This is a genomic window from Micromonospora echinofusca (genome assembly GCF_017614955.1).
GTDB lineage: Bacteria > Actinomycetota > Actinomycetes > Mycobacteriales > Micromonosporaceae > Micromonospora > Micromonospora echinofusca_A.
The window spans coordinates 1-3171 of sequence record NZ_WVUH01000536.1 but is presented as its reverse complement, the minus strand read 5'-3'; the positions used below and the strand labels follow the sequence as shown (position 1 = coordinate 3171).

At 72.7% G+C, this 3171-nt stretch carries 2 protein-coding genes and 1 pseudogene; 1 reads left to right on the top strand and 2 read right to left on the bottom strand.

Going from position 1 to position 3171, the window contains the following annotated elements; all coding sequences use genetic code 11:
• The first annotated feature begins 208 nt into the window (after positions 1–208).
• The gene (locus GSF22_RS32320) at positions 209–1375 is read left to right on the top strand and encodes a helix-turn-helix domain-containing protein (protein WP_208817703.1); all 1167 of its coding nucleotides are present in this window, start codon (positions 209–211) and stop codon (positions 1373–1375) included.
• Positions 1376–1457: 82 nt separating this feature from the next.
• Here GSF22_RS32320 and GSF22_RS32315 read toward each other — a convergent pair whose 3' ends face one another.
• Both GSF22_RS32315 and GSF22_RS32310 read right to left on the bottom strand, forming a co-directional pair.
• Positions 1458–2765, bottom strand: a complete 1308-nt coding sequence (locus GSF22_RS32315; RefSeq protein ID WP_208817702.1) for an extracellular catalytic domain type 1 short-chain-length polyhydroxyalkanoate depolymerase — start codon at positions 2763–2765, stop codon at positions 1458–1460.
• A gap of 132 nt (positions 2766–2897) precedes the next feature.
• Positions 2898–3171 (bottom strand): annotated as a pseudogene (locus GSF22_RS32310) (hypothetical protein); the annotation flags it as partial.

The window sequence follows — 3171 nt, the reverse complement described above, 5'->3', positions numbered from 1 at the left end:
GGGAACGACGGACGGGGGTGGGCGGTGCGGCTGCCATGGACTCCTCCTGACGGACCGGGTGCCACATCGACGTTTCTCTTCGCCTGGGGCGGTGTTACCTTTCGGTAACCACCAGCAGACCAATCCACCCCGCACGCCCGGTAGGGGCCGAGCGTCAAAACCCGGCCGATCCGTTGTGCCGTACCCACAACGAAGGGCAGCAGGACCGATGGCCGTCACCGGAAGCGCCGACGCCCTGGCCGCACTGTTGCGCGTGCTGGCCGCCGACCGGGGGGCGGTCGAGGAACTGGTCCGGGCCGCCCGCACCCAGTCGCCCGAGGTGGCCCGGTTACCGGCGACGGAGACCCGACGCTACGTGGCGGCCCTGCTCGCCGCCGGGTTCGCCGCCTACGAGGGGCACGAGGATCCCGGTGCCCGGGACCACGCCGAGGCACGGCGGCTCGGTGCCGACCGGGCCGTGCAGGGCGTCTCCGTCGCCGGGCTGCTGCGCGGCGTGCAGGCCGCCCGGGCCCGGGCGGTCGAGTTGGTGGTCCAGCACGGGCGGGCGGCCGGGATTCCGGACGCCGTGCTGCTGGAGGCGCTGCTGACCATCGAGGGATACGCCGGAGCCGTGGAGCGGGCGGTGGTCGACGGGTACCGCGCCGCGGAGCGGGAACTGGACGCGGAGCGCAACCGCCGGGACGCCGGCACCCGGCTGCTCCGCCGGCTGCTGCTCGGCGAACCGACGGGCGAGGAACCGGATCCCCTGGTCCGGTTCGGGTTACGCGCCGACGGCCGGTACCACTGCCTGGTCGCCGACCCCGGCGACCCGCTGCGGGTCCGCGCGTTGACCCGGCGGCTCGCCGGCTGCGGGGGTGTCTTCGGCGTGGTGCAGGACCGGCTGGCCGGGCTCACGCCGTGCCTGCCACCGGCCGGCCTGCTCGACGCGGGGGTCCTGGTGGTGGCCGCGCCGGCCCGACCGCTGGCCGAGGCGCGGGTCATGCACGGGCTCTGCGTGGCCGCCCTGCGGGTGGCGGCCGGTCAGCGGCTACGCGGGCTGCACCAGGTCACCGACCTGGCCGGGGAGACCGTGCTGGCCGCCCAGCCGGTCCTGGCCGAGCTGCTCAGCAGCACCCTGCTCGCGGCCCTCGACCCGGCCGAGGAGTTCCACCGGGAACTGGCCTCGACCGCCCTGGCCTGGCTCGACCACGGGCAGCGCCTGGACCAGACCGCGCTGGTCCTGCACGTGCATCCGAACACGGTCCGGTACCGGCTGCGCCGGTTGCACGAACTGACCGGCCTGCCACCCGGGCCGGCCGAGACCGGGGACCGCTGGACGGTGCTGCAGACCGTGCGCTGGTGGTGGGCGCTGCGGACCTGGCTGGACCGGCGGTGACCGCCGGTTGCGGGGAACGGGAGCTACCCCGCCACCGTAACCGGCGGACTCGTCCGCCACGCCGAAGCCGGCCTACCGTGGGTCAGGAGACCGCGCAGGCCGTGCCGTTGAGGGTGAACGCGGTCGGCTTCCCGGTGTTGCCGGTGTGGTTGGCCTGGAAGCCGATGTCGACCGAGGCGCCCGGCGCGATGGTCGCGTTGTAGGACACGTTACGGGCGGTCACCGCGCCGCTGGACGGGGCGTACGTGGCGTTCCAGCCGTTGGTGATGGTCTGCCCCGCCGGCAGGGTGAACGCCAGGCTCCAACCGTCGACTGCCGTACTGCCGGTGTTGGTGATGGTGACGGCGCTGGTCAGGCCGGTGTTCCAGGCGTTGACCGCGTACCCGATCCGGCAGCCGCCGGTCGGTGGCGGGCTGCTCGGCGGCGGCGGGCTGGTGGTGGTCGGCGGCGGGGTGCTGGTCGGCGGAGTGGTGGTGTCCAGCCCGAAGAACCGGATCGCCTGGGCGGCGTCCACCGGCAGGTTGTGCGACACGCCCTGCATGCTGATCGCCTCGACCGGCGCGGTGCCGCCGCTGCCGCCGTACCGGGTGCGGGTGTAGCCGGCCTGCGGGGTGTCGGTGAACGTCGGGGTCTGGCCCAACCCGTGCAGGTTGGTCCACTGCTTGATCTCCTCGCCGAAGTTCGGGTAACGCAGCACCTCGTCGTTCGTACCGTGCCAGAGCTGCATCCGGGGCCGTGGGCCGGTGTACCCCGGGTAGGCGCTGCGCACCAGGTCACCCCACTGCTGGGCGGTCCGGATGAGCTGCCCGTTGGCGCACTCGCTGTTCCACTCCGAGCCGTTGGTGGTGGCGAAGCAGCCGAACGGTACCCCGGAGAACGCCGCTCCGGCGGCGAACACGTCCGGGTAGAGGCCGAGCAGCACGTTGGTCATCATCGCCCCGGACGAGATGCCGGTGGCGAAGATCCGGGCCGGGTCGACCGGGTAGCGCGCCCGCACGTAGTCGACCATGGACTTGATGCCCACCGGGTCGCTGCCGCCGTCGCGGCGCAGCGCCTGGGGTGAGGAGACGTCGAAGCACTGGCTGCTGCGGGTCACCGACGGGTAGACCACGATGTAGCCGTACCGGTCGGCCAGCGCGGCGTACTGGGTGCCGGAGTACATGGCCGGACCGGTGCCGGTGCAGTAGTGCACCGCGACCAGCAGCGCCGGTCGCGGCGCGACGTTGTCCGGCACGTACAGGTACATCCGCAGGTTGCTCGGGTTGGTGCCGAAGTTCGTCACCTCGGTCAACGTTGCCGCGGACGCCGGTGCGGTGAGCGTGACCGCCGCCAGTGCCGTCACCACCGCAGTGGCCAGGGCAGCACCGAGCAGTCTGATTCTCGTTCTCATGGGACAGTTCCTCCGGAAAGTGGCATGCAGGGCGGAGGTTCCGATCGAGGGCTGCCCGGCTACCCGATCATGTCCGGCTCAGGAACATTGGTCAGTATGGATTCACGGCGGGCGGCTGGCAAGCGTACGCCGTCAGCTCTGGCCGCCGCTCCCGCCCAGCAGCGTCGAGTAACCCAACAGCGAACAGCAGGACAGCACCCCGCTGAGGCCGATCGCGATGATCGCGCAGATCTGGTCGGCGCTGCCCGGTCTAGGGCTGCGGGTCAACGCGACGATCCCCAGGATCAGCCCCACCGGCCCGCAGACGAGGCTGAGAATCAGCGCGAGCACGCCGAGCGGCATCCCGGACGGGCGGGGACGGGCGTACCCCGACGGCGGCGGATAGCGGGGCGGCGGGGCCTGGTAG

Bases quoted from the DNA above. Each gene is read 5' to 3' on its own strand.
- GSF22_RS32315 (WP_208817702.1), bottom strand. From the start codon at position 2,765: ATGAGAACGAGAATCAGACTGCTCGGTGCTGCCCTGGCCACTGCGGTG.
- GSF22_RS32320 (WP_208817703.1), top strand. From the start codon at position 209: ATGGCCGTCACCGGAAGCGCCGACGCCCTGGCCGCACTGTTGCGCGTG.